General features: G+C 75.1%; 4 protein-coding genes. All 4 read left to right on the forward strand.

Features of this window, described 5'->3' with window-relative positions; all coding sequences use genetic code 11:
* Positions 1-8,268, forward strand: an 8,268-nt coding sequence (locus ABT048_RS38970) for a non-ribosomal peptide synthetase (RefSeq protein ID WP_502894128.1), incomplete at its 5' end; no start/stop codon positions are given.
* A gap of 46 nt (positions 8,269-8,314) precedes the next feature.
* On the forward strand, positions 8,315-9,301 hold the full coding sequence (locus ABT048_RS38975) for an ornithine carbamoyltransferase (RefSeq protein WP_350526385.1): 987 nt from the start codon (positions 8,315-8,317) through the stop codon (positions 9,299-9,301).
* Positions 9,298-10,599: an MFS transporter gene (locus ABT048_RS38980; RefSeq protein ID WP_350526386.1), complete on the forward strand. Its 1,302-nt coding sequence runs from the start codon at positions 9,298-9,300 to the stop codon at positions 10,597-10,599. Before ABT048_RS38975 ends, ABT048_RS38980 begins: the two co-directional genes overlap by 4 nt.
* Positions 10,600-10,782: 183 nt before the next feature.
* Entirely contained in the window at positions 10,783-11,601 is an 819-nt protein-coding gene (locus ABT048_RS38985) for a hypothetical protein (protein WP_350526387.1), read from the forward strand.
* Positions 11,602-11,667 lie beyond the last annotated feature (66 nt).

Here is an 11,667-nt window from a genome sequence, read left to right on the forward strand (position 1 = left end):
TATGTCCTGGACCGGTTCGGTGAGGTCGCTCCGCCCGGTGTGGTGGGTGAGATGTATGTGGGTGGTCCGGGTGTGGCGCGTGGCTATCTGGGGCGCCCGGCTCTGACGGCGGAGCGTTTCGTGCCGGACCCGTTCGGTCCGGCGGGCGGTCGCCTGTATCGCAGTGGTGACCTCGCGCGGCGGATGGCCGACGGTTCGCTGGAGTTCGTCGGCCGGATCGACGACCAGGTGAAGATCCGCGGTTACCGCATCGAACTCGGCGAGATCGCCGCCGTCCTGACCGCCGACCCGGCCGTCCGGGACGCCGTCGTCCTCGCCCGCGAGGACGTCCCCGGCGACCGCCGGCTGGTCGCCTACCTGGTGCCCGCCGACGCCGGGTCGGACGCCGCCGCGCTGCGGGCCCGGGTGGCGGAGCAGCTGCCCTCGTACATGGTGCCGGCCGCCTTCGTGGAGCTCGACGCCTTCCCGCTGACCGCCAACGGCAAGCTCGACAAGCGCGCCCTGCCCGCCCCCGAGGGCCACTCCCTCACCCTGGGCGGGGAGTTCGTGGCCCCCGACGGACCGGTCGAGGAACTCGTCGCGGCCGTGTGGGCGGACGTCCTCGGCACCGAGCGGGTCGGCGCCCACGACAACTTCTTCGACCTCGGCGGCGACTCCATCCGCGGTGTGGTGCTGGTCGGTGCGCTGCGGGCGGCCGGGCTGGACGTGTCGGTGCGCGACGTCTTCGAGCACCGTACGGTGGCCGCGCTGGCGCGGTCCGCCGAGGGCCGGGCCGCGGCCGTCGAGCAGACCTACGTCCGGCCGTTCGAGCTGCTCTCGGCGGCGGACCGGGAGCGGGTGCCGGCCGGTGTCACCGACGCCTACCCGATGTCGCAGGTGCAGCTCGGCATGCTGGTCGAGATGCTCGCCGACGACGAGCTGAACAAGTACCACAACATCACCCTGTTCAAGATCCGCGACGACGGCCCGTTCGACGGCGAGGCGCTGCGCGAGGCCGTCCGGGTGGTGACCGCCCGGCACGAGATGCTGCGGACCGCGTTCGCCGTCTCCGGCTACTCGGTGCCGATGCAGCTGGTGCACGCCGAGGCCGGGATGCCGGTGCTGATCCACGACCTGTCCGGGCTGGACGCGCAGGAGCAGCAGCGCGAACTCGCGGCGCACACCGCGCGGGAGCGCGCCGCCCTGTTCGACCTCACCAGCCCGCCGCTGCTGCGGGTCTCCGCGCACCCGGTGGACGAGCGGACGTGGTGGTTCGGGCTCACCGAGTGCCACTCGATCCTGGAGGGCTGGAGCTTCCACACCCTCCTGATGGAGTTCCTGGCGGTCTACCGGCAGGTGCGCGACGGCTCGGAGCCCGTGCCGTTCGACCCGCCCGCCGTCCGCTACGCCGACTTCATCGCCGCCGAGCTGCAGGCGCTGGAGTCCGCCGACGACCGCGCCTACTGGCAGGAGACCGTCCGCGACCACCAGCCGGTCGGCCTGCCGGCCACCTGGGCGGGCGGCGCGGACGAGCCGCGGGAGAGCTACCGGATCAAGGTGCCCTACCTGGACCTGGACGCCAGGCTGCGCGCGCTGGCCGCCGAGGAGGGCGTCTCGCTGAAGAGCGTGCTGCACGCCGCGCACCTCAAGGTGATGAGCCAGCTGACCGACGCCCCGGCGTTCTTCACCGGCCTGGTCTGCAACGGCCGGCCGGAGGCGGAGGGCGCCGAGCGGGTGTACGGGATGTACCTGAACAGCCTGCCGTTCGGCTACGAGCGGGGCGCGCGGACCTGGCGCGAGCTGGTCGGCCGGGTGTTCGCCCGCGAGGTGGAGCTGTGGCCGCACCGGCGGTTCCCGATGCCGGTGATCCAGCGGGAGTTCGGCGAGGGGCCGCGGTTGCTGGACATCCGCTTCAGCTACCTGGACTTCCACCAGGTCGACACCGACCTCGTCGACGCCGGCGCCAGCGTGGACGACAGCCTGACCGAGTTCGCGCTCGCCACCCTCGTGCTGGGCGGCAACCTGGTCCTGATGTCGCACACCCACGCGATGACCCGGGCGCACGCCGAGCGGCTGGCCGGAATGTACCGGTCGGTGCTGGAGGCGATGGCCGCCGACTTCGACGGCGACGCGCTCGCCGCCCGCCTCCCGGCCGGCGAGCGGGAGACGGTGCTGCGGGGGTTCAACACCTCCGCCCCCGCCGGGGGCGCCCCGGGAAGCGTGCTGGACCTCTTCGAGGCGCAGGCCGACCGGACGCCGGACGCGGTGGCGCTGACCTTCGGCGAGGCCGCCGAGGGCGCCACCACGTACGCCGCACTGGAGGCCGCCGCCAACCGGTTGGCCCACCGGCTGCGGGGCCTGGGCGTCGGCCCGGAGTCCGTGGTCGGCGTCCTGCTGGACCGCGGACCGGACCTGCTGACGGCCCTGCTGGCGGTCTGGAAGGCCGGCGGCGCCTACCTCCCGCTGGACCCGGGCCACCCGGGCGAGCGGATCGGCGCCATGCTGGCCACGGCCGGGGTCCGTGCCGTGCTGACCCAGGAGGCGTACCGGGACGCGGTGTCCGGTGCGGCCGGGCGGCCGGTGGTCGTGCTGGACGCCGAGCCGGAGCGCGCGGCGCTGGCCGCCCTGCCCGCCGGGCGGACCGGGCAGGGCGCCGACCCGGCCGGGCTGGCGTACGTCATCTTCACCTCCGGCTCGACCGGCACCCCCAAGGGCGTCCAGGTGCACCACCACGGCCTGGCCAACCACGTCCGCTGGGCGGCCGCCGACCTGGCCGGGCGGGGCAGCGGTGGCGGGGCGCTGTTCTCCTCGGTCGCCTTCGACCTGGTGGTGCCCAACCTCTGGGCGCCGCTGGTCACCGGGCAGCGGGTCCATCTGCTCCCGCAGGACCTCCCGCTCGACCGGCTGGGCGAACTGCTCGTCGCCGCAGGCCCGTTCAGCTTCCTCAAGCTCACTCCGGGCCACCTGGAGATCCTCTCCCGGCAGCTGGACGAGCGGCAGGCCGAGGCGCTGGCCGAGGTGGTCGTGGTGGCCGGCGAGGCCTTCCCCGGCCGGTCGGCCGACCACTGGCTGGGGCTGCTGGGCACCGGCCGGCTGATCAACGAGTACGGCCCGACGGAGGCGTCGGTCGGCACCAGCATCCTGCCGGTGGACCGCCCGCAGCCGGTCGACGTGGTGCCGATCGGCCGCCCGCTGCCGGGCCTGCGGATGTACGTCCTGGACGACGCGCTGGAGCCGGTGCCGGTCGGCGTGGTCGGCCAGCTGTACGTCGGCGGCGAGGGCGTGGCCCGCGGCTACGCCGGCCGGCCGGACCTCACCGCCGAGCGCTTCCTGCCCGACCCGTACGGCCCGCCCGGCGCGCGGCTGTACCGCACCGGGGACCTCGCCCGGCTGACGGCCGACGGCGTGGTGGACTTCGTCGGCCGGGCCGACGACCAGGTGAAGATCCGCGGCCACCGGATCGAGCCCGGCGAGATCCGCAGCGTGCTGCTGGCCCACCCCGGGGTGGCGGACGCGACCGTCGTCGCCCACCGCGCGGCCAACGGGGACCTCCGGCTGGCGGCCTACTGGGTCCCGGCCGGGGAGGACGGCCGGTCCGGCGCCGAGGCGCTGCGGGCGCACTGCGCCGGTCTGCTCCCGGAGCACATGGTCCCGGCCTCGTTCACCTCCCTGGAGCGGATCCCGCTCAACCGCAACGGCAAGGTCGACCGCCGCGCGCTGCCCGCCCCGGACGAGGGCGGCGCCGCGGGCGGCCGGGCGTACGTCTCGCCGCGCAACCCGCTGGAGGAGCAGCTCGCCACGGCCTGGGCCCAGGTGCTGGAGACGGACCGGGTCGGGGTCGAGGACAGTTTCTTCGACCTCGGCGGCCACTCCATCCGCGCGGTCGTGCTGGTCGGCTCGCTGCGGGCGGTGGGGCTGGACGTGTCGGTGCGCGACGTCTTCGAGCACCGCACGGTGGCCGCGCTGGCCGCCTCGCTGGCGGGCCGCTCCCACGTCGCCGCCGAACGGCCGGTCGAACCCTTCGAGCTGATCGGCCCGGCCGACCGCGAGCTGCTGCCGGCGGGCGTCACCGACGCCTACCCGATGTCGCAGGTCCAGGTCGGCATGCTGGTCGAGATGCTCGCCGACGACGAGCGGAACAGCTACCACAACGTCACGGTGCTCAAGATCCGCGACGACGCGCCGTTCGACGCCGAGGCGCTGCGCGGCGCCGTCCGGGCGGCCACCGCGCGGCACGAGATCCTGCGCACCTCGCTGCACGTCTCCGGGTACTCGCTGCCGCTGCAACTGGTGCACGCGCAGGCGCCGGTCCCGGTGGCGGTGCTGGACCACCGGGAGCTCGACGACCGGGCCCGGCGCAGCGCACTGGACGACCACACGGCCCGCGAGCGGGCCGAGCTGTTCGACCTGACCCGGGCGCCGCTGGTGCGGGTCGCCGCCCTGCTGGAGGGCGAGCACGACTGGCGGCTGGCCTTCACTCAGTTCCACGGCATCACCGAGGGCTGGACCTTCCACAACCTGGTGATGGAGCTGCTGGAGGACTACCGGCGGCTGCGCGACGGCCGGCCGGTCGCGGCGGACACCCCGCCCCCCGTCCGGTACGCCGACTTCATCGCCGCCGAACGGCGCGCCCTGGACTCCGCCGAGGACCGCGAGTACTGGCGCGACCACGCCGCCCGCTACCCGCGCTTCGGCTTCCCCCAGGACTGGGCCGACCTCACCCGGCCGCGCGAGGACTACCACCTGTACGTGATGCACCGGGACCTCGAAGCCGGGCTGCGGGCGCTGGCCAGCGGGGCCGGGGTGTCCCTGAAGAGCGTGCTGCACGCGGCGCACCTGAAGGTGATGAGCCAGCTGACCGACGCCCCGGCGTTCTCCACCGGCCTGGTGTACAGCGCCCGGCCGGAGGTGCGGGGTGCCGAACGCGTCCACGGCATGCAGCTGAACAGCCTGCCGTTCGGCTTCGACCGGGGCGCGCGGACGTGGCGCGAGCTGGTCCGCCGGGTGTTCGCCCGGGAGCTGGAGCAGTGGCCGCACCGGCGGTACCCGATGCCGGTGATCCAGCGGGAGTTCGGCGGCGGGGAGCGCCTGGTCGACGTCCTCTTCACCTTCCAGGACTTCGAGCAGATGGACGCCGACCTGGTCGACCTCGACGCCGGCGAGGGCGACGACAGCACCGACTTCGCCCTCGGCGTGCCGACCACGCCCGGCTACTACACCCTGCGCACCCACACCCACGCGCTGAGCCGCGCGCACGCCGAGCGGCTGGCCGCGATGTACCGGGCGGTGCTGGAGGCGATGGTCGGGGACACCGACGGCGACGCGCTCGCCGCCTACCTGCCCGCCGGGGAACGGGAGTCGGTGCTCGGCCCCTGGAACGGCCCGCTCGCCACCGAGCCCGTCCGGGGCACCGCGGCCGCCGCCTTCGAGGCGCAGGCCGCCCGCACCCCGGAGGCCGTCGCGGTCGAGCACGGCCAGGACCGGCTGGGCTACGGCGAACTGAACGCGCGGGCCAACCGCCTGGCGCACCACCTGCGGTCGCTCGGCGTCGGGCCCGAGTCGGTGGTCGGCGTGCTGCTGCCGCCGGGCACCGAGCTGGTCACCGTCCTGCTCGCCGTCCTGAAGGCCGGCGGGGCCTACCTGCCGCTCGACCCGGACCAGCCGCCGGCCCGGCTGGCGCACATGGCGCAGGACGCCGGGAACCCGCTGGTGGTGACCCGCGCCGAGCACGCCGACCGGGTCCCGTCCGCCGCCGCCCGGGTGCTGCTCGACGGGGACGCCGGGCAGATCGCCGCCCGGCCGGCCACCGACCCGGCGCCCGCCGCCGGGCCGGACAACCTGATGTACGTCATCTACACCTCCGGCAGCACCGGGAAGCCCAAGGGCGTCGGCCTCACCAACGCCAACCTGCTGCGCCTGTACCGGGCGACGGCCGGGCGCTGCCCGTTCGACGCCGACCAGACGTGGGCCCTGCTGCACTCCGCGGCCTTCGACGTCTCGGTCTGGGAGATGTGGGGCGCGCTGCTGCACGGCGGGCGGATCGTCGTCGTGCCGTCCGCGACGGCGCGCGAACCCCGCGCACTGCTCGCGCTCCTGACGGAGAGCCGGACCACCCACGTGTCGATCTCGCCGGTGGCGTTCCGCGCGCTGGTCGCGGCGGCCGACGGCGACCGGGCGGTGCTCGACGCGCTCGCGCTGCGCACCGTGGTCTTCGGCGGGGACCGGCTCGCCGCCTCCGACCTCGCCGAGTGGACGGCGGTCCGCTCCCCGGAGGCCACCGCGCTCGCCCAGGCGTACGGGCCGACCGAGGCCACCGTGCACGCCACCTACCGCCCGATCGGGGCCGCCGACCTCGACCTGGCCGGCGGCATCCCGCTCGGCCGGCCGATCGACGACACCCGGGTGTACGTCCTCGACCCGGAGGGCCGGATCGTGCCGGTGGGCGTGCCCGGCGAGCTGCACCTGGCCGGCCCCGGCCTGGCCCGCGGCTACCTCGGCCGGCCGGCGCTGACCGCCGAGCGGTTCCTGCCGGACCCGTACGGCGCGCCCGGCAGCCGGATGTACGCCACCGGTGACCAGGCCCGGCTGCTGCCCGACGGCGAGCTGGAGTTCCTCGGCCGGGTCGACGAGCAGCTGAAGATCCGCGGCTACCGGATCGAACCCGGCGAGGTCCAGGCCGTGCTCACCGAGCACCCCGCCGCCCGCGAGGCCGTGGTCACCGCCACCGCGCCGGGCAACGGACCGCGCCGGCTGGTCGCCTACTACGTGCCCGAGGCCGGGGCCGCCGCGACCGGGACCGAACTCGCGGCGCACTGCGCCGAGCGGCTGCCCGCGTACATGGTCCCCGCCGCCTTCGTCCCGTTGGAGCGGATTCCGCTCAGCGTCAACGGCAAGCTCGACCACGCCGCGCTGCCCGCGCCCGACCGCGAGGACTCGTGGGCCGGCGAGGAGTTCGTGGCACCGCGCACGCCGGTCGAGCGGCAGCTGGCGGAGATCTGGCGGGACGTCCTGGGACTGGAGCGGGTCGGTGCGCGGGACAGTTTCTTCGAGCTCGGCGGGGACTCGATGACCGTGCTGCGCGTCATGGAGCAGGCGCGCGCCGCGGGCCTGCCGCTGACCCTGCGGATGCTCTACCAGACCGCCTCGATCGAGGAGCTCGCCGTGACCCTCACCGCCCCCGAGTCCGCCTCCGGGTCCGCCGCGGAGTCCGCCCCGGAGGGGCCCGCCGGGCAGTCCGCCGGGCACCGGCCCCGCCGGGCGCCCGCCGCCTCCCCGTACGCCGGGCTGATGGAACGGCACGGCGTCCCCGGGATGAGCGTGGCCCTGCTGCGCGACGGCGAACTCGCCGGGCTGGAGACGCACGGCGTGGTCGCCGCCGGCAGCACCGACCGGGTCACCGCGGACACCCCGTTCAAGGTCGCCTCGGTCAGCAAGCACATCACCGCGCTCGGCACGCTCGCCCTCGCCGCCGAAGGGCTGCTGGACCTCGACGCCGACGTCAACGCGTACCTGCGCGACTGGCAGGTGCCCGCCGCCGTCGGCCCGGTCACCGTGCGCCGGCTGCTGCTCAACACCTCCGGCCTGGCGCTCGAACCGGCGCACGAGCCGTACCGGCCCGGCGACGAGGTGCCCACCGTCCTGCAGGCGCTGCGCGGCGAGCACCCCTCCCGGACCCCGGAGCCCGCCTTCGAGCACCGCCCCGGCGAGCTGTTCCGCAAGAACAAGCTCAACTACCTGCTGCTGGAGCAGGTCCTGACCGACCTCACCGGCCTGGCGTTCCCCGAGCTGATGCGCAGCCGGGTGTTCCTGCCGCTCGGGATGACCGGCAGCCGCTACGACTGGGGCTTCGGACTGCGCTCCCGGCGGCCGGTCGCCCAGGGCCACGACACCGCGGGCCGGCCCGTCCCGGTCGGGCTGCCGATCCACCCGTCGGTGGCCGGCGGCGGCCTGTGGACCACCGCGACCGACCTCGCCCGGGCCGCCGCCGAGATCCGCCGCGCGTACCTCGACGACGAACCGGTCCTGCTCACCCCGTCGCTCGCCCGGGACCTGCTCACGCCGAGCCCCGGCTCCATGTACGGCATGTCCACCGTCATCGACGCCACCGCCGGTGACCTCGACTTCGGCGTCTTCGGCGAGTTCGAGGGCTACTTCGCGATGACCATGACCCAGGTGCACGGCGGCAACGGCTTCGTGGTGCTGACCAACGGCGACAACGGCAAGGAGCTCGCCCGGGCCGTCATCGAGGCGGGCGAGGGCGACGACGCCCACTTCGGCTCGCGCTGGTGACGCCCCGGCGCTGCGGCCCACCCCCACCGACCGCAAGGAGACACCCGTGACACCCGAGACACTCGCGACACCCGAGACACCGAGGACGCAGTCCAGGCGCAGCCTGGTGTCCCTCGACGACCTCACCGACGCCGAACTCCGCCACCTCGCCCGCCGCGGCGCGGAGTTCGCGGCCGGCCGGGCCGGCGCCGGGCGGCCGCTGAGCGGCCTGATCGCCGGCGCGTACTTCGCCAAGACCTCCACCCGCACGCGCACCGCCTTCTCCGCCGGAGCCCTGCGCCTCGGCGCCCAGGTCATCGCCTACGGGCCGGGCGACCTGCAGACCAACACCGGCGAGACGGTGCAGGACACCGGCCGGGTGTTCGCCGGGATGCTCGACGTCCTGGTCGCCCGCACCACCGGCGACCCGGCCGAACTGCGCGGCTGGGCCGAGGACGGCCGGCTGGCCGTCGTCAACGCGATGACCGCCGACGAGCACCCCACCCAGGCGCTGACCGACCTGGCCACCCTGCTCGGCCGCTTCGGGCGGATCGAGGGCCTGCGGGTGCTCTACCTCGGCGAGGGCAACAACTCGGCCGCCGCCCTGGCCCTGGCCCTCGCCCGCTTCCCGGGCGCCCGGCTGGAGCTGCGCACCCCGCCCGGCTACGGCCTGGCCGCCGACGTACTGGCCCGGGCCACCGCCCACGCCGCCCGCTGCGGCGCGGAGGTGACCGAACGCCACGACCTCGACGACCTCGGAGAGCCCTTCGACGCCGTCTACACCACGCGCTGGCAGACCACCGGCACCAGCAAGCCCGACCCCGACTGGCGCACCCTGTTCGAACCGTTCCGGGTCACCGCCGACCTGTGGAAGCACAGCCCGGACGCCGTCCTCCTGCACGACCTGCCCGCCCACCGCGGCGAGGAGGTCACCGCGGAGGTGCTCGACGGCCCGGCGAGCCTGGCGTTCCGGCAGGCCGAGAACAAGATGCACAGCGCCATGGCCGTCCTGGAGTGGAGCTGCGCCGCCCGGGACATCGAGCCCCGCGGATGAGCGACCCGGCGGACCCCTCCGCCGGGGCCGGGCACGCGGCGCCCGCACCGCTGCGCCGCAACCGCGACTTCCTGCTGCTGTGGGGAGGCGTCGGCCTCACCCTGCTCGGCGCGCGGGCCTGCGTCGTGGCGTACCCCTTCCTGGTGCTGTGGAAGACGGGCGAGGCCCGCGACGCCGGCCTGGTCGGCTTCGCGGGCCTGCTGCCCAACCTCCTGGTGCAGCTGCCCGCCGGAGCGCTGGTGGACCGCTGGGACCGGCGCCGACTGATGATCGTGTGCGACATCGGTGCGGTGCTGGTCGCGGGCAGCGTCGCCGCGGCGGTGCTCGCCGACCGGATCGGCCTGGCCCACCTGGTGGCCGCGGCCTTCGCGGAGTCGACCCTCGCGGTCTTCTACCAGCTCGCCGAACGCGCGGCCGTGCGGCACGTGGTGCCCGCCGAGCAGCTCTCGGCGGCGCTCGGCCAGAACGAGGCCAGGTGGCGCGCCGCCGGGCTGCTCGGCCAGCCGCTCGGCGGCCTGCTCTACACCGCGGCCCGGTGGGCGCCCTTCCTGTTCTCGGCCGTCACCCACGTGCTGTCGCTGCTCGCCCTGCTGCCGATCAGGACCAGGCTGCAGAGCGAACCGGACGGCCCGCGGGCCCCGCTCGTCGCGGAACTGCGCGAAGGGCTGACCTGGACGTGGCGGCGCCGCTTCCTGCGCGTCCTGGTCAGCCTGATCGCCGGGACCAACCTGCTGTTCCAGGTGATCAGCCTCGCCCTCGTCCTGATCGTCCGGGAGAACGGCGGCTCGGCCACCACCCTGGGGCTGGTCACCGCCGCGGGCGGCATCGGCGGCACCGTCGGCGCGCTCACCGGCATGCGGGTGGCCCGCCGGGTGCCGCTGCGCGCCGTGGTGGCCGGCGGCACCGCGCTGTGGGCCGTCCTCGTCCCGGTCCTCGCCCTCACCGGCTCCCCGGTGCTGCTGGGCGCCGTGATGGCCGCGATGGCCTACGTCGGCGGGCTGACCAACGTGGCCGGCGGCGTCTACCAGGTCACGATCACCCCGGAACGGATGCAGGGCCGGGTCAGCAGCCTGATCCAGCTGCTCGCCTTCGGGACGAGCTCCTTCGGCGCGCTGGCCGGCGGCTACCTGCTGGACGGCCTGGGCGTCACCCGCACGCTCGGCGCGATCGCCGCCGCGATGGCCGTGCTCGCGCTGTTCGCGGTGGTCAGCCCGGCGCTGCGGCACCCCGACCGGGCGCCGGAGGCGGACCTCCCGGTGGGGGAACCCGCCGCCGCCGGCTATATGGACGCCGTATAGCCGGCGTTCCTAGGCTCCGAAGCACCATCAGCGCAGGCCGGGATCCCCGGCCCGTCCCCGCTGCCGGGCGGCAGGCCCGTGCCGGCGGCCAGGGACTCGCAGCGCAGTCGAAAGTCCACGGACCACAGCAGGACCGGAGCGCCCCGGGCGCCCGGCCCGCACGTCCCACACGAGGAGACCTCCGTGTCCCAGCCCATCGACCGTCGGCGCATGCTCAAACTCTCCGCCGGCGCGGTCACCCTGGCCGGTGCGGGCCTGGCCGTCGCCGCCGTCCCGGCGTCCGCCGCCCCGGCCTCCGCGACCGCGGCGTCCGGCACCGCCGCCCCGGCCCGCCGCCGGGACCGCGTCGTCCTCCCCGACGTCCCCGGGATGCTCGGCGACCCGTACGCCAACGAGTTCTGGTACCAGTACGACGAGGTGCTGTGGTTCAAGGCCACCCCCGAGATCAAGGCCGCCTACGGGCAGCTGGCGGCGGCGCTCGGCAAGGACTTCGAGGTGGCCATCGTCAAGGCCTACCAGGACCAGCGCAAGGCCGGCACCTACCCGGGCAGCTTCATCGCCATGGTCCGCCCGCTCAAGGACGCGCTGACCGTGATCTCCACGGCCCAGCTCGGCGTCATCGACACCTTCTTCCCGCACGACCGGCACCGGATGATCAGCGCCTTCGTCGACTTCGGCCAGGGCGTGCTGTACGACCCGCGCCGCAACCCCGGCGGCCGGACCCACATCATGAACGGCAACCCGCCGGTCGGCTTCCACGCCTGGCACGGCTTCGTCCGCGCCATGCAGTTCCTGGACATCGACGCGGACCGCTGGGCCGAGGTCGACCCGCTGATCGCGCTCTCCTGGGCCGTGCAGTCCACCGCCAAGCCCAAGACGGACACCGTGGCCGAGCCCCTCGCGCCGGAGGTGCTGCGCTCGCTGCGCCGCACCTGGCTGCACAAGTCGCCGGAGGAGATCGACGCGGCCTACGACAGCTTCCCCTACCCGCCCGGCATCTGACGGGCAGTCGCAGCCGTCGGGCAGGGAACGGGGCCTGCTCCCCGGGGGCGCACCCCCGGGGAGCAG

It is taken from the genome of Kitasatospora sp. NPDC096140 (assembly GCF_040303045.1).
Classification (GTDB): domain Bacteria; phylum Actinomycetota; class Actinomycetes; order Streptomycetales; family Streptomycetaceae; genus Kitasatospora.

Bases quoted from the DNA above. Each gene is read 5' to 3' on its own strand.
- ABT048_RS38980 (WP_350526386.1), top strand. From the start codon at position 9,298: ATGAGCGACCCGGCGGACCCCTCCGCCGGGGCCGGGCACGCGGCGCCC.